Raw genomic sequence first — 20,442 nt, forward strand, 5'->3', positions numbered from 1 at the left:
GAGCTTACGAGGATGGGCGCCCTTCTCCTCCTGCGGTTTCATGATCCGACACTCTGCCAGCCTTTCGCCGGGCTGCTCCGGCCCTGCAGCTCAGTGCTTGCCCCCATGCTCCAAGCGCAGCAAGAAGTGGCAGTTCAGGGAGTGGCGTCCCTGACCTGTTCAGCCGGGTCGTTTGAGGGCTTTCCGGCGGGGTGGACCTGGTCCGCCGCCGAAGAGGCAATGGACGAAGAAGCATGGGCGGACACCAATAAGAAATCCTCCGCAGCATCGCTGCGGAGGCCTGGGACCTCAGCTTGATCGGGTCGTCTCAGAAGACGACGAAGTCGTTGTAGGCGATGGCCTTGTTCTTGCCGATATTGGCAAACACCACCTGCCCGCCGGCTCTGCTGCCGTTGGCATCGTACCAGAGATCGCCGCTGGCCTTGTTGTAGCCGATGAAGTCGTCGGCATCCGCCGCCTTGGCGCCGAGTTTGAAGAACTTCTTGTTCAGCGTGCCGGTCTTCTTGAGCGCCTTGAACACCGCGTTCTCCAGCCGGATCGTGTCGTAGGTCTTGTGCCAGTCCATGATCCGGTCCTTGTTGGCGCGGCTGTGCAGAGCCGTGTTGAACACGAACATGTCGCGACCTGAGCCGGTGCCGCCATAAAGCAGGTCGTTGCCGGTGCCGCCGTAGAGCCAGTCGTTGTGGTTGCCGCCCGACAGCCGATCAGTGCCGGTGCCGCCCAGGAGAGTGTCGTGACCGTTGCCGCCTATCAGGATGTCGTTGCCCGCATTGGCGTAGAGCCGCTCGCTGCCGGCCGTGCCCGTTCCCCGCTCGCTTGCCCAGTCCGCCACCTGGATGGTGACGTCCTGCAGGAACCACAGGTCGTTGTCGGGGTTCTGGTCGCCGTCCGCGATGGTGACCTTGAGCTTGAGCCCGTGGCTGCGAGCCTGCTCGAAGTCGAGCTTGGTTCCATTCGCCACCTCGATGGACTTGCCGTCGGCGCCGATCCTGAAGCGGCCGTCGGTGTTGGCCAGTGTGCCGTCCGTCAGCACGATCTGGTAGGAGAAGGCTTTGCCCTCGCCATCGGCCGCCGTGAGGTCGCCGACCTTGGTGCCGGTCGGTGCCCACTCGCGCGGGGCCACGAAGCTGGTGAAGCCGGCCTTGCCCACCACCGTCGTGACCTGAGCCTGCTCGAGCACCGGATCGCGGCCCAGCGCCCCGTCCGTCACCGAGAGCTCGAAGTGGGTGGTGCGGATGGTGCCTGCCGGTGCAGTGGTCATGTCCGACGCATCGAACTTGATCACGTCCATCATCACCTCGAGCGCCGCGGCCTGGCCGGTGAAGGTGTATTCCCAATATTCGGTGCCGTTCACGGTTCTAAGGGTTCTGACCACATCGAGACCTGGAGGAATGACGAGCTCGCCATGGCTCTTCAGGAACTTCACAGTCAATGTCAGCACATCATGCTCGTCGTCGAAGAGGTTGAGCCCGTGCAGTGGACGGCAATCAGGTCCTGTATCCACCACCTTCGTAACGTCGGCGCCGTTCGTCACCGTCACGTCCGGCGCATGGTTGCCGAGGATCTCCGTCTCAACATCGATCTGACGGTTCGTGACCGCATTATTGGTTTGAGCGTTGCCGTCATCCAAGATGATCTCGAAGTTCGTCGTCACCGGAGTGTCAGATTGCATGGCCCGGTTGACCGGATTGAACTTGAGATTGGTGAGCAGGGCTTCCAGGACCTCCTTGGTTCCGGTGAAGTCGTACCTGATCTGCCCGCCGCCGTAGCTCACGACCGCATTCCCGAAATTCTCGAGCACGCCATGGTCCTCGTTGAAGGCGATCCTGAGGGTGAGCGTGCCGTCTCCGGTGATCGTAAAGCCGCCGAACGCTGTGACGCTGGGGCCGGAATCCGTGGCCGTGAAGTCCTCCGGGCCGTTCAGAGTGAGACCGAGCGCCTGACCTGAAGGCGGCAGGTCCCGGACGGTGATGGTCAGGTTGCCGTCGGCCGTGTCGGTGCCGTCCGAGGCGCTGATGCCGTAGACGACCGTGCTGTCGGCCGCCACCGTGGTCACCTGGTTCACCAGAACCTGGTTGCCCACAATCTTGAAGCGCCCGTCCGCGCTGACCAGGCCGTTCGAGCCGGCCTGGGCGTCCTGGAACGTGTAGCTGACCGTCTCGCCGTCCGCGTCCGTAGCCGCCAGCGTCGTTACGACCGTATTCTCTGCCACACCTTCGTCGACGGTATGCGTCCCCGATGGAGCCTCGGGAGGCGTGTTGGCCGGCGGCGGGTTGGTCGAGGTCACCGTGATGGTGTTGGGGTTGGTGGCCGTCAGGCCGCCCGCATCCTGCACCTGCACCGTGAAGCTCGTGTCGACCGCGCCGTGGGTGGTGCGGTCGGTCGGGTTGAATTGCAGCGCCTGGATGGCCGCGTTCACCTGCGCCACCGTGCCGGTCACCGTGTAGACGCCAGTGGTGGCGTTGTAGCTGCCCGCCACCCCGGTCGGGATCACGATGGCGCCCTCGCTGGCCGTGTCGAGCGTGATCGTCACCGTCACGTCCGTGCCGCCGACCCCGTCGTCGCCGATGGTCACCCCGGCAAACGGCGTCGGCAGGCCCGTGGTCGCATCATGCGCCACCGTGTCCGCATAAACCTCGTTCGTCACTGTCGGCGCCTGGTTCTGCGGCGCCGGTGGGGTCGAGGTCACGGTGATGTCGGCGTTGGTCACCGGCGCGTGGCCGGCCTGGTTGTCGGTCACGCTCAGCGCGAAGTCCGTCGCCTGCGCCGCGCCGCCCGCCGCCCGGTCCTCCGGATCGAACTGCAGCACGTCGAGGATCGCGTTGAGCTGCGCCGCCGTGCCGGTGAAGGTATACACAGCGTTCGTGCCCGACGGGGTCGGGGCCGGAACCGCCTGCCCGTCCGAGCGGATCAGCACGCCGTGAGCCTGCGTGAACGTGATCGTCAGGGTCAGGTTGTCGCCGTCGACATCACCCAGCGTCACCCCGGCAAAGGCCGACACCGCGCCCTGGTCGACCGCCGTGAACTCCGTCGTCGCCCCCACGTCCAAGGTCGGCGCCGTGTTCGCTGCCGGCGCGATCGTGATGTCCCGGGCCTCCACATGGCGCAGCGCCGGGTTGCCCGCGTCATAGGCCACCACCTGCAGCGTCTTCGTGCCCACATCCGCCGCCGTGATCGCTGCGTTGGTGGTCACCTGGCCGGTGGCGGCGTCGATCGAGAACTTGCCGTCGCTCGTCACCAGATTGCCGTTCACCAGGAAGGCGTATTGGTTGTTGCGGAACCCGCTCGCCGCCCCGTCGGGATCGACCCAGTTCGCCTGGATCACGGCCGCGCCTGCTCCCGTCGCGCCCGCCTGAACCGTCTGCTGCGCCCCGAAGGTCAGATCGATCGGCGCCTCGTTGACGTCGGTGAGATTGATCGTGATGTTCTGGGTCGTGGACAGGCCGGTGCCGTTCGTGTCCGTCACCGTCACCGCCACCACATGGCTGGCGGTGCCCTCGAAGTCGAGCGCCGCCCCGGCCTTGACGAAGATTTCGCCGGTCGTGGTGTCGATGTCGAAGTTGGCGTTGTTGGCGATCGCATAGCGCAGGCCCGCAGTCCCGCCGTCGTCGTCCGCCGTCACCGTACCCACCACCGTGGCTTGCCCGGCATCCTCGCCCACCGCCGTGCTCGTGCCGCCCGACGTCAGACGCACATTCGTCGGCGCCGTGTTCGCCGCACCATCATCATCCTGAATCGTACCCTGAGCCGTCCCTGTGACGATATTGGCGTTCGTCGGGTTCGACAGAGTCACTATAAAGTTCTCGTTCGGCTCGACTGCCGTGTCACCAGCGACGATCACCCGAATCTGCTTGGTGGTTTCTCCTGCCGCGAAGTCGACGCGACCGCTTGGGAAAACGCCATTCAAGAAATCCGCCGCATCGGCAGCGTTGGCGCCCGTGCCCGCCACCGACCAGTTGACGCTGGCCGCATCAGTGCCGTCGTCCCGGGTTACCGTGAAGATGTACTCCTTCGTCCCGGAATCTCCCTCAGGTTGAACGGACTGCGCCGTTGTCGCAATAGAGATGTTCGAGATCGTTTCGGTGGTGTCGTCATTGAGTGCGACACCGAAAACGCCTTGGTGTTGCAGGGGGCCGCCAGCCGCGGGATAGAACTTGAACGTCAGGTCCGAATAGAACGCACCGAAGGTGCCCCAATCCTCATCCTCATAGTCGAGTTGCTGCGCACCGCCGCCACCCGCCTTGACCCTGAACCACCACGTGGTCTGGAAGTTCACGCCGTCCAAGCTTCCATTGCCGTACCAGATCTCGAAGCGGCCTTGGGCATCCTCTTCGACGACAATATTGAAATCGGCAGGGGTTGATCCGACAGGAAGCCCTTCAATCCTGGCAAGGATGGTCCCTTCGGATACGTTTTCGTCAATTGTAACTTCTGTGCTCGAGAGGCCGCTTCCGCCATTGGTCGTGACGGGAGTGAGTGTCAATTGAAATGCCATAATAGCCCCCAAAGGATATGTTATCTCGTATCACATGCTAAACAAGGAGCGCCCCTCGGTAAAGGGGTGCTCGGATGATTTTCCTCACACCACGAAGAAGTGTTCGGCAGAGATTGTGGGAGGTGTAGTGCCGGCGATCTCGGCGAACTTCACGCGCTGACCCGTTCCCGACCCATTCGCGTCGTAGAAGATGTCACCCGTGGTCTGGTCGTAGATGATCCGGGTCTGATCCGTGATCGTACCATCCAGCAGGGCAAAGGCACTGGAAGCCAGCGGCTGATTGATACTGCCCGTTCCGAGAGCCGTGAAGACCGACTGCTTCAGCCAAATCCGGTCATTGTGCGCCAAATTGAAGTCGATGAGGTCCCAGTTCGTCGTCGACAGGCGCGTGTCGAACAGGAACACGTCGCTTCCCGTCCCGCCAGACAACTGATCCCGACCCAGGCCTCCGCTCAGCGTGTCATCGCCGCCTCCGCCGTTGATCTGATCATTCCGGCTGCCTGTCTTGATATAGTCGGCGTTGGCGGTGCCGTTCACCCGCTCCAGGAGGCGGTTCTCCACGCCCAGCGTGATCGTCCGCTCCACGACATGGCCCTGCCCATCGTCCACCTGCACCGTGAACGAGAATTCCGGTGTCGACATCTGCTCGAAATCGATCTTGGTGTGGTCCTTCACAACGATTTCGTTGCCGTTGCGCAGGTCGATGCGGCCGCCGCCATCCGTCAACAGGGTGTAGGTGAGTTGATCTCCGTCCGCGTCCGTATCCTGAAGGAAACCGATCGTCAGGCCAGTCCCCAGATGTTCCAGAACGGAAACCACGCCACCTTGGAAGACAATATCGCCTGGTTCCTGGTTCCCACTCGGCACGTCATCGATGCGGATGGTGATGTTGGTCGGAGGCGACGCCCCATTCTGGTCGGAGACGATGATCTGGTAATAGTCACGCTCCTCGCCGCCAGGGCCGACCTGGATCGCCTGGCTGTTGTTCACAACGATCTTGTTGCCTTCGATGCGGAATGCACTGTCGTCGCTTATCAGCGTTCCATTCGCAAAGGTGAACGAGATGGCGTCGCCTTCGGGGTCCTCCGCAAGGAGTTCCGCGACCTCGCTGCCTTCGTCGAGGGTTTCGGCGATGACGCCCCCCGTCATCATCTGAAGCGTCGGAGCCTCGTTCACGTTGGTGACGTAGACCTTGATCTCCTGCTCGGGCGAGGCCTGGTTGGCGCCATCGGTGGCCACCACCCTCAGGCGGTAGAATTTGCCGTCCTGGTCCTCCTCGAGGCCGGTCCCCGGCAGGTCCACGATCGGGGCCTCGTAGTCGAGGGCCGTCAGCACCTTGATCTGCTTCGTGGTGTTGTCGATCTCGAAATGACCGGCCCCGTCGAATCCCGTGACGAAGGAATAGGTCAGCGCCGACGGATGCTCGTCGGTGGCGGTCAGGTCGCCCACCACGTCGCCCACCAGCAGATTCTCGGCCACCGTGTCGACAACGCCGCCGTCCAGACGAATGTCCGTCGGAGCCTGGTTGTTGCCGCCATCTCCCGCGATCGAATCCACAGTGACCTCCTGAATGGTCGATGCGTTGCCGGTGTCGGACAGGATGACGAAGAAGTGGGTGACTTCAGACGTACCGTCAGGATCGTCGGGGCGCGACCTCGCGTGGAAGGTCAGGCCCTGGACGATGGCCGTCACCTCTCCGGCCGTGCCCGTCACCGTCACCAGGTTGCTACCCGGCGTGTAGTCAAACGTCGCGCGCGGGAAATTCCCCATATCCGGCTGGTCGAACTCGCCCTGCCCAACCTCGAAGAAGATCTCGACCTTGACGAAGGTGTTCGGGTTGTCGTCCTCCTGGCCATCCTCTTCATCATAGAAGCTCAGATGCTGGAAAGGATCGACCGCCGCATCGTCGCCCACCGTCCAGTCCAGGCGGCCATTGGGGGCGACCGTGATGACGGGTGCCGTGTTCTCGGGATCCACGTCGCTGATATAGACCCTGATGGTCTGCGGTTCGGAGGTGAGATCGCCCGCGGTCGCGGTCACCTGAACCTCGTACCAGCGTTCTCCTGTCCCCTCGTCCCGGTGCGGAGCGGTCTCGTAGTCCAGCGGACCGCTGACCACGAGGAACCAATCCGAGCCGATCTGCTCGATACTGAACGGAACGTTCGTATCCACCAGGTCGAAGCCAGTGATGGGATCGCCGTCAGGGTCGGCCGCACTCAAAGGATCACCGATAGACCAGTTCTGGCCGGTATTCTCGGGGACGTTGAAGATATCCTGAGAGGTCATGACCGGCGGATCGTCGCCCTGCACCGTCACAAGGTGCTCCTGCGACGACACGCGCTGGTTCTCATCGCCGTCCACATGCGCCACGATGGTGAAGCGATGCTCGGTGCCGACCTGATCCGCCGTCACGTCGGCGGCCAGGCGGACCTTGCCATCCGCATCGATCGTGAAGAAGCCGTCATCGCTCGTGGTTCCCAGGGAGCCGTCCGACAGCAGGAACTTGAACACGTTGTTCTGGAACGCCGGGTTCGTATCCGGGTCGATCACATCTGCGTCCACGATCAGATCGCCCTGCTGTGCGCCCAGGCGAACTCTGGCAAGCTCGCCCACGACCACGGCCGTCGGCGCCTCGTTGACATCGTTGACGTAGACCCGGATTTCCACGGGCTCCGAATCCAAACCTTCGATGTCCCGCGAAACCACCTTGAGAAGGTAGTACCTGTTGCCGTTCCCGTCGTCAGTTGCGCCTTCGTAGTCGAGACCGCTCGGATCGGTCAGGGTGAGCTCGCCCGAACCATCCGGATTGGTGGACAGGGTGAACTTGTCGCGCAGCGCCTGGGGAACGTCCTCGTGGAACGCGTAGGTGATCCCCTGCTGCTCCGGATCCCAGGAATCGGAGAACAAGGCAATCTGCTGTCCGGTCGTGTTCTCGCCGATCGCGCCGCCGGCAATCTCGACATTCGGTGCGCTCGGCGCCTCGTTCACGTTGGTGACATTGATCGTCAATTCCTGCACGGCGCCGGGGCCGCTGCCGCTCACGGCCTGGACATAGATCTTATAGACACCGCCAACCGGAGCAGTCTCAAAGTCAAGAGGCCGCGTGGCGGTGATCAGCCCCGTGTTGGTATCGATCGCGAAAAGGCCGTTGGCGTTCGCAGTTCCGTCGGAACGGTCGGGATCGAAGCGATAGGTGACGGGGCCTGGACCATCGTCGTCAACGGAGGTGACCGCGGCGGAGAATGCCTCGTTCTCGTTGACGGTGATGACAGCGGTGCGGTTGCTCTGCCATGTCGGTGCCGTCGGCTGGTCGTCGACATCCGAGACGTTGATGGTCAGTTCCTGGACGGCGCTGTTGAGGCTGCCGTCCGTGGATCGAACGTAGATCCTGTAGACGCCACCCGACGATTCGAAATCGAGCGTCCTGCCCTGCGCGAGAGAAATGACGCCCGTATTCCGGTCGATCACGAACAGACCATTGGCGTCCGCCTCCGCGCCGCGGTCCGGATCGAACTCGTAGAGTGGCATCGTTCCATCCACATCCTCGGCCTGGACCGCGAAGGAGAATTCGCCATTCTCCTGAATTGGTTCCGGCAGGGTGGTCGATCCGTTGACCGCCCAGTACGGCATGGTCGGCGCCTCATTGACGTTGCCGATCTCCACCAGGATCTCGCTGACGTCCGAGGTGAGGCCGCCATCGGCGACATCCGTCTCCTGGGCATAGACCTGAAGCCTGAAGTATTTTGCGCCGGTCTGATCGTCGATCACCACGCCCGGCGTGGATGCGGTCAGGGCCTCGAAGTCGACAGGCCTATTCAAGCGGATCTCGCCGATCTTCTCACCGTTGCTGTCGACCGTCGCAATCGAGAACAGCCCATTCAAACTGTCGACGAGCCGGTACTCGATAGGTCCGCCGTTCCCGTCGTCCGTCGACTTGACCGTGGCTGCTACCTGATTGGGATCCGTCGTGTTCTCGTTGATGAACGCCGCGCCCTGCAGGTCAGGTCTTGTGACGACAACGTTGGGACTGCCTTCGCCTTCATAGATGATGTTCTCGATATTCGCGAGCTTGCGGATATCGTAGTTCCTCACGCGGATGATCGCGGTGTCGGAACCTTCGGCCGTGGTGTTCTGCTCGATGGCATAATCGTTGCGGTCGTCGATGATGTAAGTATCATGGCCGAGCCCGCCGGTCATCGTATCGACCCCCGCACCGCCGTCAAGCGTATCGTCGCCGATGTTGCCCGTCAGCCTGTTGCCGAGACCGTTGCCCGTGAGAGCGAGACCGATGCCGTCGTCGCGGGCGACATTGGCATGTTCGATGAAGTCGGCAAGAGTATACGACGTGGTGGCAAGGACCGTATCGACCCCGCTCGCATCCGTATCGGCAATGATCGTATCGCCGGGATTATCGATCCAGTAGGTATCGTCGCCGGAACCTTCATATATGGTGTCGTTGCCGCCACCGCCCCAGATCGTGTCGTTTCCTGTGCCGCCTTTGAGCGTGTCGTTCCCGCTGTTGCCCCATAGGATGTTATGGAGGCCGTTGCCCGTCAGGCTGATGCCAGCCCCGGTCTCCGCCTTGGCATGTTCGATGAATGGCAGGGTCGAAAGGTCGAGCGAGATGGTGGTATGGACCGTGTCCACGCCGCTGGCAGCCGGATCGACACCGTTGTCCAGGATAATGCGATCACCGGCATTGTCGATCCAGTAATGGTCGTCGCCGAGATCCTCATACATGTCGTCGGCACCGCCGCCGCCATTGACCGTGTCGTCGCCTACGCCGCCGACAAGCACATCGTGCTCGATCGCGCCCCCACCATAAATGGAATCGTTGCCAGCGCCGCCGGCGAGCCAATCGCCTCCGGCTCCGCCGTCGATCGTGTCGTCACCGTCGTTGCCGAGGAGTTGGTTGCCCTGGCTGTTACCAATGAGCCTATCACCGAAGTTTGTCCCGGTGACATGCCACAGGCCAGACACATTATCGAGCCCGATGGTACCCTTCCGAATGCGTCCGGTTATCAGATCCGCATCGATGTTGTAGGTGGCATCGGAGTAGTCAATCAGGCCTCCTTCCGATCCCCCATCCACAGTGTCATTGCCGCCAGAGCCATAGAAGATGTCATAGCCTGATCCGCCATGCAGTTTGTCACTGCCTCCACCGCCGTAGAGGGTGTCATTGCCAGCATCTCCTTCCAACCACGATCCGCTATTTCCGGAAATCAAGCGGTCATTGCCTTCACCGCTGCTGACATGGGTCACGTTTCTGAGCGTATCGACCTCGCCTCCGCCGGTGACAGTGCCCGCTCCGAGATCCACGATGCGATCGGCTACCACGTCGGCTGAGGCGACTGCAGGCTCGTCTCCTGCACTCCCACCCGCACTTATGCTAAAGCCCAGAGAATACTGCACATTCGTGTAGACGACATGACCACCTTCGAAGGTGTCGTTGCCCGTACCGCCGATCAGGATATCTTCGGAGCTGCCTTCGAGATAATCATTGCCGCTGCCACCGATCAGTGTGTCGATAGCACCGGAATCCCAGGAACTGCCTGCAATGTTGGCGTAGAGACGATCAGCCCCCCCAGCGCCGAAAATCTTGTCCGCATGGGCACCACCTATGAGCGTGTCGCCTTGGAAGCCGCCATAGAAGCGGTCCGCGCCCTCCAAGCCCCAGATTTCCCACGCCTGGTTGCTTTCTTTCAAAAGAAAGATGTCGCGGGTAACAACGCCATCACCTGCGTCGCGAGTGCCGATAACCTTCTCGATTGATCCAAAGTCTGCAGCGATGACGTCTATGTTGCCAGCGCCTGCCCGCACCTCATTGTCGTGGACGACAATAGTGCCTCCTGACCAGGATATGTTGTAGCCTATAGACATATTGAAGAGTAGTTGAAAGACCGTCGCCGGGTCTTCCTGGGAGTAATCGAGGGTGTCAAAACCATCGGCGCCATAGAATGTGTCACTTCCACCCATGCCGATGAGGGTGTCATTCCCGCTATCGCCGGAGACAATATCGCCGGCGTTGGAGCCGTAAATTGTGTCGTCTCCTTCATGCCCCTCCAATTGCCACTGGAAACCTGAGGGTGGAGGCTGGTTCCGGTAATCCATCAAGTCAGCTTCGGATGTTCCATGAATAACAAAGTTCACGGCCATCGTTCCGAAGCCGCCATCGTCCGTCGCCGTTGTCGTCCCCGCGACTGCGAGCGTCTCGCTAGAACCCGCATCCGTAGCAGCAGACCCAGGTGATGCGGCAGACTCCATCGCCGCCGCGAACCCGTTTGCGCTTGGAGCGTACGAAGCATGGCTCAGAGCGCCCTCTGCAACGAATACCGCCGCGAGCGCCTCCACCGCGCGCGCGATGGCGGGCTTGGACGAGGCGTCGGCCAACTCCACCGTGACGACCGGGCTGACGGTCTCGCCGTGGAGGTCCAGGGCGCAGGCCTTCAGAACCGGCGCGCTGCCCTTCTCGCTCGCGGTCCACGCGGCGGCGATGCGTCCGTCATCCATCCGGGCCGCGCCGGCGAAAACGGCGGAGCGGGCGTTTTCCTCCGCGATGAGGAAAGGCTTGTGACCCGGTTTGATGAAGCCGTCGGCATCGACGATCTGCCCGAGGATCTGCTTGACCGTCTTTCCGGCCTCACTCATGCGAGAGTGAACCAGCGCGGCGAGGAACGAACCGTCGTCCAGCGCCAGCAGTTCTGAACCGGGTGCAGATGTCATCTGAACGAGAGGCTTGATCTCGCTCGGAGCAGTCGGCTTCGTCATGGCTTCCCCCTGAATACGCGCTACGAAACGTTCCAACGTAACAATAGATAGCAGAATGACTTCGCTACGCAACGCCGTATCAGACTAGATCTGCGCCTACAGGTTGCTCCTGCCGCCAACTTGCCATCATTTCCCGCATGGGTTGCATTAATCGCGAGGCGGGGCGTTGTCCCGGAGAGCTGCGTTCTTCAGCGGTGAGGGCACTCCTCCTCCCAGGGTGCCGGCGGAACGATAAGGAATCCTCTGGTTCCACCCGCCCCGATGTGGGGATCCGCATGCTTCGGTCGAGAGCGCGAGCAGGCTGCCATCTGCATTCCGACGGCAGTTTCGCAAGCTAAATTTGCATAGCCGCCAAGATACCCTGCAAACGGCTTGATGGCGTTCGACGCGCCGCTTGAATCGGACGATCGAATTCGGTTCTGCTTTTCTTCAGCGGTTGAGACTCAGGACGACGAACCGCAAGAACGAGGCGGGCCTGAGGTCTCTGGAAGACGGCGCACCATGGTGAGGAAAGCGTCTGAAGCCAGGTGAACGGATAACAGGCATCTGGTCACCCCCTTGTAGAACAGGAATCCCACCCCAGAGCCGCATGCCTTGGGTGGACTTGCAGAACACAGCGGGAACAGCTAACCTGTTCTCGCTTTGTTTTCAGAATCGCTCCACTTCGGAGCAGTAAGGGTCTGTCATGCTCACGCGCAAGCAGCACGAATTGCTCCGCTTCATCCATGAGCGGCTGCGTGAAACCGGGGTTCCGCCGTCCTTCGATGAGATGAAGGATGCGCTCGACCTCAAGTCGAAATCGGGCATCCACCGTCTCATCACGGCGCTCGAGGAGCGCGGTTTCATCCGCCGCCTGCCGAACCGCGCCCGCGCCCTCGAGGTGATCCGCCTGCCCGAAACCGTCGGCGCAGCCGCCGGCCAGCGCCGGTTCACCCCAAGCGTGGTCGAGGGAGGCCTCGCCGAGAAGAAGCCCGTGCCGCAGCCCGTGGCCGAGGAGCGGTATCGCGACAGCGCCTCGATTCCCGTCATGGGCCGGATCGCCGCCGGTACGCCGATCTCCGCGATCCAGAATCGCAGCCATTCCATTACCCTTTCGGGCGACTTCCTCTCCCAGGGCGATCACTTCGCCTTGGAAGTGCGTGGCGACTCGATGGTGGAAGCCGGCATCCTGGATGGCGATCTCGTGGTGATCCGCAGGCAGGACACGGCCAATACGGGCGACATCATCGTCGCCCTGATCGACGACGAGGAGGCGACCCTCAAGCGCTTCCGCCGCCGGGGCTCCTCCATCGCACTCGAAGCCGCGAACCAGGCCTACGAAACCCGCGTGCTCGGCCCCGACCGGGTGAAGATCCAGGGCAAGCTCGTCAGTCTGGTTCGCCGTTACTGATCTCCTCTCCGGGCCAGTCCAGCTCGGAAACAGGCCGCGCCCCGCGCGGCCTGCTCTTTGCGGGAGAATCTGCGATCAGCGTCCCGCTCGCCCATGGCACGACCTCCCGTCCCTTCCTCACCGATCGGATCTCCGCCGCCTCGCCTCCCAGACCGATGGCCGTGGCACCGCGCTCGGCGAGAGCCCGCCGGTCGAGAACGACGGGAGCCTCGCAGGATGCAGGCGCTTCGAGCCGCGTGACGACGATAGCCGCGCGGCGGCAATCCTCCTCGAATCCGGCGAACTCCCGAACGAAAGCGACGGCGCGCTGCGCACCCGCTTCCACGACGCAGCCGAGCCTGTCGCATCGCGCCGCCTGCCTGAGGGAGGCATCCCCGGCGCCGCGCCCGTCCCCGTCCGCCCGCAGCCATTGTTCGATGACGAAGCCGGACGGCTTTCCCACCAGCGTGAGGTCTCCGCGTGCGGCGCGGATCGCGGCTCCCGCCCCGTCCCGGTCGACATAGATGTCGTAGCGCTGCGGTGCCGCGGCGAAAGCCAGCCCGGCGCCGGCCGGGACGAGCGCGAGCCATCGCAAGCGCGAGACCGGTATCGTCAGTGCGAGAAGTCCCGCGCTCAGCAAAGCTAATGCGCCGATCCCGGGGGCGGGCACGACAACCGTTGAGCCCTCGAACGAGCTGACCCAAGCGGAAACCCCGAGCACATGCGCGACCGCAAACCCCATCAGCTTCCACACCGGCCCGTCGAGACCGAAGGGATAGGAGAGCACACCGAGTACGGCTGCGGGCATCACCACGAGAGACACCAGCGGGAGAGCGAGCGCATTGCCGACGAGGCCGTAGGGATTGAGGCTCTGGAAGTGATAGGCCGCGAAAGGAGCGGTGGCGAGACTCGCAACGAGCGTTGTTGCAACGACACCGCAGACGGCGCGAGCCGCCCAGGCGAAGGCCTTCCCGATCAAGGAGGCCGATGCCGTTTCCGATGAGCGCCACTGCATGAGCGGCACGAGAGCAATCATGGCCGCCACGGCCCCGAACGACATCTGGAAACTCGGCCCCAGCAGAGCCTCCGGCTCCCTGGCGAGCACGACGAGAGCGGCAATGGAAAGGTTGCGGATGCTGAGCGCCGGGCGATCCGCCAGCACCGCGCCGAACATCACCAGCGTCATCACGAGGGAGCGCTCCGTCGCTACGTCCGAGCCGGAGAAGATGCAATAAGCCGTGGCACCGATCATCGCGGCGATGGCGGCGATCTTCTTCACGGGCCAGAGCAGCGCGAGACTGGGACTGAGTGCAAGCAGCGCGCGTACGAGCCAGAAGAATGTGCCCGCTGCCAAAACCATGTGCAGGCCCGAGATGGAGACAATGTCTTACCCGATAAATTTTCCTCGAAACCGGGTCGCCGAGGTGCAACTTTGGTTGAGGATGGCGTGACAAGGTAACGAAAACAAAGGCTCCGAAGACGGGAATCTTCGGAGCCTTGGGACCGCGAGGGTCGGTAGTACTAAGCGCACCCACCGTACCCAACAGATCGCGCCTGCTCAAGACGAATTTTCGTCAACGGCGGAGCTTTACCTCGTCACGACCGTCCGGGTCGGTGAGATGTGTTGGAGAACTACAATCCGTTTGGAACCCGCTGGTGCCCAGCGGGGGTGTACTGGTGCCCGGCTGGGCTCCAGGAAGCGCTCGTACGCGACTTCGAGGGAGACCGGGATGGCTTCGAGGCCGCCACCCTATTCAAGTTTCTGGCCCGCTTTCACGGGCACCAAGACCGGGAGTTTTTGATCGTAAAAGATGGGCTCAAAAAACACCCCGGCCTCGGGCTGCGGGAGAGCCAAATCAGGCGGGGACGGTTAGCCCTGGTTCGCAAGGGGTGGGTGACCTGCCATGTCCCAGAGAAGCTCTTTCGCAAATCCGACCGGGGTACGCTTCGACGCAACGTCTACACCTACACGTTCCCGGACTTCGTGAAGCGCTGGTTCCGCAAGGCTGGAGAATGGCTGGCTCGGAAGCTTAAACTCCTGAACGGAACCGCCGCCGCGCCTACAGTTACGCCTACGGCCTCGGAAGCCGTTATGAAACATAGTCCCGAAGCTGTGGCGCGAGATAAAAACAATAATTGGAATAGGTCCAGCGTATCTGTAGGCGGGCCGGTTAGGGTATCCCCGCCCTCTCCGGTCGTGACTAAACCGACCGACGATGATCCAGGGCTCCTGGCCGCACTGGCGCGGTTGGCCTCAGGAGTACTCGGGAGGGGAACTTGACAGTTCGAGGACAGGAAATGGCCTAAGGGTTTGTCAACGGACAATCTCTTGCACCATGGAGGCGAGGTCTCGCATGCAGCCCCGTTCGTAACGCCGAAGCTCGAACTGTGCCACGCGCCAATATGGCAGCCGCGATACCGTCCTGCCTATGCAGGTCACTTGCGTTCGTCACTGGATACAACGACCCCCTCCAACAGAGCCGCGTATTCTTTGCGAAGGAATTGCATAGCGCGCTCGTCGTTGGCGGAAAAATTCAGGCGCTCCTGGATGAACTGGTAGCGGGCCTTGTTGTCCTCGATGAGTTGGTCCCAGGTAACAACGTGAATCTTTACGGTCGCGGTGTTACGTACGAGCCCCTGCCCCGTCGTGTCCGCCTCAACTTCATATTTCCCATACTTATCGAGGCTGTCGGACACGACCCAGAAATGCCAAACAATGCCGTTGCGGATCGAGAAGCGCCCATCATTTTCTATAGATGCAGCATACTTCTTGATCTGCGCGATCTCTTTTTCCCCAACAGGAACTCCTGGCCGTTTAAGTTCGACGACAAGATGCTCTACCTCGTTCTTCCGGTAACGCCGCAGCAGGCGGGAGAGCATGAGGTCAACAACGCCGCGCGTCTGATCAATGTGCTTGACGGGTTCGTCAATCACGAGGTCATCGTCGAGATGTTGCCGATGGGCTTTGAGCACTGCCGTAAGGTCGCGGTCGTCTGTCGAAACGGCAAACTCCTCACCAAAAATCCAGGGATTATTCACGAGGATACGATGAAGCTGTGTCCGCTCCTTGATACGTCCGTCCTTCTTGTACTCGTAGACGGTCTGGTACAAGCCGCGCAGGAAGTTCAGCCGGTCCGTTACAACCTTCGCGGCTCCGATGATTGAGGACAGCGTCGTTTCCTCCAACAGCGCGGCTAGGTCGTCCTGCTCATGTTTCGGCAGGTCCACGACCTTCGCCAGAAGTTCGCGAAGCTGATTGGGGCCGGTTTCAATTGCATGCCGAAGTAGCTCAAGCTGGAGAGCTTTGGCTGCTTTCGGTGCGCCAGCTAACTCGGCGTTGGCAGACTGGATTTTGACAGCAACGATCTCAAAGACCTGTCGCTCCGCCTCTTCAACGCTGTTCTTCGGCTTGTCCCTGTAGGGATAGATGTCGCTGCTCTTCCAATCAGCGATCATTCGCGCAGCTTCCTTCTTGGCCTCGCCGTCGTAGTGCTCCTTGAGCAAGCTCTTCGCCGACTGGATAACTTCAGCAGCAAGAGGATCGAGGTCGGCAAGATCGAGGAGGTTCTGGTCGCCAAGGATATCAAGATACGGAGACGAAAGGTACGCCGAGAACGAGAACTGCTTGAACGAAAACTTCGCCGGAACCTGCTGCGCCGCGAAGCCCTGGGAATCGCAGATGTACAGGTTGCGCTTACTCAGATGCTTCCATTCAATGACACGAAGTTTACCGGCAGGTGCGGATTGTCCATCCGACGCAACCTCCGGGGGAATAGGAAGAACGAACTGGTTGGAGATAGCGTTGGTTGGGTCGAGACGATGGCTTCCATAGTTGATGACGATGTCCGGGTAGTCGGCAAGGTACATGGCGAACAATTCAGTCAGTTCGCTCGCCGCTTGCTCACCATCAAGGTTCCTGAACTGCTTGTGCGGCTCACCGATCTTGACAATGCAGCCCGTCATTGTGCGCGAGGATGGGACCGGTTCGGATGTGCGAACCTCAGACGGGTCATCGCTCAGAACATCAAGGGTAAATTCATAAATGCTGCCGTCACTCTCGTAGAAGAACTTCCATGAGACTGATCGACCAACGGACAGCGCCTTGTACCGGCCCTGGCCGAGATTGCCGTGCAGTACTCTACCATGCGTTTTCGTTCTAGCGCCCGGCTTCTTCCAAGAACCCCCAAGCTTGCCAAAGAAGTCTTTCGCCTCATCAGGCGTAGCGCCTACCCCGTTATCCTCAATGACAATGGCGTTCAACGCGATGTCAGTCTCATCGAAGTAGACGGTAACCTCGGTGGCATCCGCGTCGAGGCTGTTCCAGATCAGTTCGGCAATCGCGCTTAATGGGCGAGCCCGTGCGATGCGATGGAAAGTGTCGGGTTGTGCGACAACCTTGAGTCTCTGTGCAGCCATAGTCCCCCAGCCCCTTGTATTTCTCTTGATGATAGTAAGGCGTCGGCAGAATGTCGTGCCGCTTTTATGTTTATTCCTAACAGCCGCCTATAGACCAATTTCCATCGAGAGATTCCGCCGAAACAGTTCACCATCGCGAATGTAGCGCCGCACTGTCGCCGCCGATTTGTGGCGAGTCTGACGCATGATGACCCGTTCCTCGACCCCGTTCGTGGCCGCCGCCGTGGCGAACCCAGCCCGCATCGAGTGACCCGCGAACGCCTGTGCATCGAGACCGGCGAGGGCCGCGCGGCGCTGCACGATTTCCGCGATGGCATTGGTCGAAATCTTGTCGCGGAGATGACCGTGCCGGGTCACGGCCCGGAACACTCGGCCATCGAAAATTCGCGCAGTCATAATCCAATTTTCGTACGCAGCCACGGGACACGTGACGGTGCCGGTGCGCCCGACCGCCAGAACCTCGCCTGCACCGTCCTGATCCGCCTTGGAGCGCCGAATGGTGATCCGCAGACCCTCGGGCACCACGGCGACATCATCAAGGGTGAGGGCCACCAGTTCGGAGCGCCGCAGGGCCGCTGCGAAGCCGACGAGCAGCAACGCTTTGTCCCTGATGTCGATCAGCCGGGAACCACAGGTGTCGATGACGCGCCGGATCAGCGGCACGGTCAGGGCCTCGGCGTGGCGCTGCGCCGTCCCCTTTTCCCGGCGCAGGCCCCGCATCACATCGCGGATCGCGGCATGTTTCGTATCGAGAGAGTGACCGGTGAGGCGGTGCGCCACAGCGATGGACGACAGGCGGCGCGTGAGCGTCGCCACCGCGAGCCGGTCCGCGTACGCGGCCACGTACAGCCCGACCGTTGCCGGGGCCGCAGGCAAAGCCGTGAGGCCCTGCGCACGGCACCAGCCCTCGAAATGCTGCCAATCGGCCCTGTACGCCTTCCGCGTGGCTTCGGCGCGAGCACCCTCGGCCAGCCCCGCCGCACGATCCGCCGCCGCCGCGAGGTCCACCGGGGCGGTGACAGTCCCGGTGACGGGGGCGACGAGAGCGGTCATGCGGTACTCCTAAGCTTGGATACATTTTTATTATCACAGCTTAGAAACCCGGTCTACGGCCACGCTTGTGGGCCACGAAAAAAGCCCGAAAGGAGGTGATCCGGGCTTTTGAAGTCTGCCAAGTATGGAGGAACGGTCAGGGGCGATGGTTCCTCAAAAAACCAACACGCGGCTTACCAACACGGTTCCGCTCGTCGCCAGTGCCGATGGAACTTCGCAGGGGAGCGGCGCTTGAACCTCGTTGGCATTCTCAGAGCGGTCGCCGTTATGGAGCGGAAAATCGAGCTACAGCCCATGCCAGTTATGATCGGCAGGGGAGATCGGGAGGGGCGGCTCGTGCTGGTGGACGGCGAGCTTGTCGCCGTTCTGGTGCGCCTCGACGGCGATACCCATGCCGCTGACGTGCGGGGGCAGTGGTTCCTCGAAGCCGGGTTCGGCCCGCTCGACACCAAACGGCATCCGACCTTCACCGATCCGGAAGAAGCCAAACGCTGGGTTCTGAGCCAATTTGATGGGAATGGTTAGCATGGAACAGCACCACCGTCCCGATCAGACCAACAGCACGACGGCACCGGCAAACCCGCTGATCCGCAAGCTGGAACAACGCGATACCCTTGCCCCGGAGGAGAAACAGGCGCTCGACAAGGCCATGGCCCGAGGCCGAATCAAGGAGTTCAGGACCAAGGAAGAGATGGTCCGAGAACACGACGAGCCGTCCTTTTCGACGTTGCTCCTCGACGGATGGGCCGCGCGGTACAAATCTCTGAGCGATGGCCGCCGCCAAATGCTGGCGTTCCACATCTCCGGTGATTTCGTTGATCTGCATGCCTTCCCGCTCAAGGTTCAGGACCACAGCGTGGTGGCGCTCACGCCCTGCAAGGTGGTTCTCGTCCCGCACGAGGCCCTGAACGAGATCACCGAGAACTTCCCCCATCTCACCCGCTTGCTGTGGGTCAGTACCCTCATCGACGGCGCAATCGTGCGCGAATGGCTCCTCAGCACCGGACGGCGCTCCGCCATCGAGCACGTGGCAAATCTGATGTGCGAGACCTACACCCGCCTTCAGGCCATCGGCCTCGCTAAGGCCGATGAGTTCAACTTCCCGCTCACCCAAGCCGAGCTTGGCGATGCCCTCGGCATCAGCACGGTCCATGTGAACCGCGTCCTCCAAGACCTCAGAAAGGAAGGGCTGATCACATGGAAAGGGGATCGCATCGAGATCAACGACTGGGATCGCCTGTGCGCCTTGGCGGATTTCGATCCGACGTATCTCCATCTGGATCAGCGGCCCCGGTGATCATGATCACCGGTCTCCACCCGGTCTCCATCCGGAGCGGGCTAAATACCGGCATGAGCAAGACCACCCTGAAATCCAAGTCCCATCGCGTTCTGGCGCATATCGAGATCGACAGCCGGGGCGTCCACCGCATCACCGATCACGGCCATAAAACGTTGGGTTACTACGACCCCAGGACGAACCGGACGACCGACAGGAATCACCGGCTCGTGGGTTACGGATACCAGTTGCCCAGGCTCATTCCGGCTGATCTCGCGGAAGAGGGCGGGGCTGGGACGATCCAGCCGCAGCCACCCCTTTCTCCGAAGCAATCCCGCGCCAGAGCCGAGCGCCAGCAACGCATCCAGCAACAGGTTCAGCAAGAGAAAACTCGGTCGGCAGAGAAGCTGCGCGATCTGCGCACCAAACTTGCCAAGACCTGATCGAAACAGGTCAGCCAGTGGTCAGGAATGCCGGATGTCTGGCTTCTTGAGCGATAGCTGCACGAGGGCCTTCAACAGTTCCTCGCGCTTCATGGGCTTTTCAAGCCACGGCACATCGTCAAGCTCGGACGGCACGCCCATGTGCCGGGGGTATCCTGAGTAAACGACGAAGGGGATGCTGCGTTGATGAAGCTCCTCCGCAAGCTCCGTGGCAGGGCCATCCTTGAGCATGAAGTCCAAGATGACGAACTCGGGGGTATTGTCTGCCAGCCACTCCCGCGCCTGTGCGATGGAGGCTACCGCCTGCACGTCGAAGCCGACTTCTTCAAGGTAAGCCTCGACAGACATCGCAATGAGGGCCTGATCTTCGATGATGAGGCAGCGGGGCTGAGTGAGTCTTTCTGGAAACATGAGACGACCGATACAGGACGACAGGGAAACCCACATTCACCCATGTTGGACTGAGCCGTTACGGCCATTCCGGGGTATTCTCGGAGACTACATCGCCAGCACGGGTTGTCATCCGAGGTTTGTGAGGCGGTGCTCTGCATCGCTTCGCGCTGCACCACCCCACCTGTCGAAGCCGATCCGCTGGCTCGACAAGCTCGCCGCTTGATCGTCT

10 protein-coding genes are annotated in these 20,442 nt (G+C 61.6%); 4 read left to right on the forward strand and 6 right to left on the reverse strand.

Features of this window, described 5'->3' with window-relative positions:
* Nucleotides 1–307: 307 nt before the first annotated feature.
* Nucleotides 308–4,483 carry a cadherin domain-containing protein gene (locus GR328_RS05615; RefSeq protein WP_205789766.1) on the reverse strand — a complete coding sequence of 1,392 codons (4,176 nt, stop codon included), beginning with the start codon at nt 4,481–4,483 and terminating at the stop codon, nt 308–310.
* A 96-nt stretch (nt 4,484–4,579) separates the two neighbouring features.
* On the reverse strand, nt 4,580–11,263 hold the full coding sequence (locus tag GR328_RS05620; RefSeq protein WP_160883546.1) for a cadherin domain-containing protein: 6,684 nt from the start codon (nt 11,261–11,263) through the stop codon (nt 4,580–4,582).
* Between the two features lie 685 nt (nt 11,264–11,948).
* Here GR328_RS05620 and lexA point away from each other — a divergent pair.
* A complete protein-coding gene (gene lexA, locus GR328_RS05625) occupies nt 11,949–12,653 on the forward strand; it encodes a transcriptional repressor LexA (protein ID WP_160883547.1) in 705 nt (234 codons plus the stop codon).
* Here the strand turns inward: lexA and GR328_RS05630 are convergent.
* The 3 genes from GR328_RS05630 to GR328_RS05640 all read right to left on the reverse strand — a co-directional run bounded on the left by GR328_RS05630 (nt 12,631) and on the right by GR328_RS05640 (nt 18,101).
* Nucleotides 12,631–14,016, reverse strand: a complete 1,386-nt coding sequence (locus tag GR328_RS05630; RefSeq protein ID WP_425487019.1) for a ComEC/Rec2 family competence protein — start codon at nt 14,014–14,016, stop codon at nt 12,631–12,633. The two genes, lexA and GR328_RS05630, sit on opposite strands and share 23 nt — an antisense overlap.
* A 1,052-nt stretch (nt 14,017–15,068) precedes the next feature.
* Nucleotides 15,069–17,048 carry an ATP-binding protein gene (locus GR328_RS05635; RefSeq protein WP_160883549.1) on the reverse strand — a complete coding sequence of 660 codons (1,980 nt, stop codon included), beginning with the start codon at nt 17,046–17,048 and terminating at the stop codon, nt 15,069–15,071.
* An 87-nt stretch (nt 17,049–17,135) separates the two neighbouring features.
* Nucleotides 17,136–18,101: a site-specific integrase gene (locus GR328_RS05640; RefSeq protein ID WP_160883550.1), complete on the reverse strand. Its 966-nt coding sequence runs from the start codon at nt 18,099–18,101 to the stop codon at nt 17,136–17,138.
* A gap of 294 nt (nt 18,102–18,395) precedes the next feature.
* Between GR328_RS05640 and GR328_RS05645 the strand changes: the two genes are divergently transcribed.
* From GR328_RS05645 to GR328_RS05655, 3 genes are read left to right on the forward strand one after another with little or no spacing between them, the layout of a single operon-like run.
* A complete protein-coding gene (locus tag GR328_RS05645) occupies nt 18,396–18,626 on the forward strand; it encodes a hypothetical protein (protein ID WP_246215708.1) in 231 nt (76 codons plus the stop codon).
* A gap of 1 nt (nt 18,627) precedes the next feature.
* On the forward strand, nt 18,628–19,398 hold the full coding sequence (locus GR328_RS05650; RefSeq protein ID WP_160883551.1) for a Crp/Fnr family transcriptional regulator: 771 nt from the start codon (nt 18,628–18,630) through the stop codon (nt 19,396–19,398).
* 53 nt (nt 19,399–19,451) lie between these two features.
* Complete coding sequence (locus GR328_RS05655; protein WP_160883552.1) at nt 19,452–19,820, forward strand: hypothetical protein; 369 nt, start codon at nt 19,452–19,454, stop codon at nt 19,818–19,820.
* A gap of 21 nt (nt 19,821–19,841) precedes the next feature.
* Here the strand turns inward: GR328_RS05655 and GR328_RS05660 are convergent, their stop codons facing one another.
* Complete coding sequence (locus GR328_RS05660; RefSeq protein WP_160883553.1) at nt 19,842–20,231, reverse strand: response regulator; 390 nt, start codon at nt 20,229–20,231, stop codon at nt 19,842–19,844.
* Between the last annotated feature and the right edge of the window lie 211 nt (nt 20,232–20,442).

Origin of the sequence: Microvirga makkahensis (genome assembly GCF_009830105.1) — a bacterium.
Classification (GTDB): domain Bacteria; phylum Pseudomonadota; class Alphaproteobacteria; order Rhizobiales; family Beijerinckiaceae; genus Microvirga; species Microvirga makkahensis.